At 48.9% G+C, this 724-nt stretch carries 1 protein-coding gene and 1 pseudogene; both read right to left on the bottom strand.

Going from position 1 to position 724, the window contains the following annotated elements; translation table 11 throughout:
* Positions 1-385, bottom strand: a 385-nt coding sequence (locus KIV40_RS33915; RefSeq protein ID WP_285353834.1) for an MFS transporter, incomplete at its 3' end; no start/stop codon positions are given.
* A 133-nt stretch (positions 386-518) separates the two neighbouring features.
* Positions 519-724 (bottom strand): annotated as a pseudogene (locus KIV40_RS33920) (16S rRNA pseudouridine(516) synthase); the annotation flags it as partial.

The raw sequence follows: 724 nt of genomic DNA on the forward strand, positions 1-724 counted from the left end.
GAATAATCACTGCCGCAGCTGCGCCTGCGAAACCTTGCGCGGTACGCACATAGGTCAACGCATCAATACCGTGTGTCGTCGCACTCACCACAGAAGCAATAGCAAACAGCACCACACCAATCAGTAGAACTGGTTTGCGACCATAGCTGTCGGCCAACGGGCCATGAAGCAGCTGGCCAAGTGCAAAACCTGCGGTATAAGCTGTCAGCGTAATTTGAACCTCACCCGCTGTCACACCCAGATCTTTAGCGATGGTTGGCATCGCTGGCAGATACATGTCGATAGCAAGTGGCGTTAGTGCACCAATGGCACCAAGAATCAAGAACAGCAACAAGCCTAATTGAGGCGTTTCAGGTTGGGAACTGGGGGCAGTTTGGGTTTGCATAAATCTCCGACTAGGTACTAAGAACTAAGAACTGCGTTTGGACGCAAAACAGAATATTGGCTGAGACTTTCCTAGTACCAGTCAAATCAAATAGCCGACGCTATCCTTGGTCGGCATTAAATAGAGCGAAGGATTACTTCCAGATAGAGTCGATCTCTTCTTGAGTTAGGTAGCGGTACTCACCCAAATCTAGAGACTCATCCATTTCGATTTCACCAATACGCTCACGGTGAAGCGCTTCAACTTTGTTGCCTAGCGCTGCGAACATACGTTTAACTTGGTGGTACTTACCTTCATGGATGGTAAGAAGTACTTCGCGCTCTGCACGCACTTCAAGGT

The sequence above is a fragment of the Vibrio sp. D173a genome (assembly GCF_030248475.1).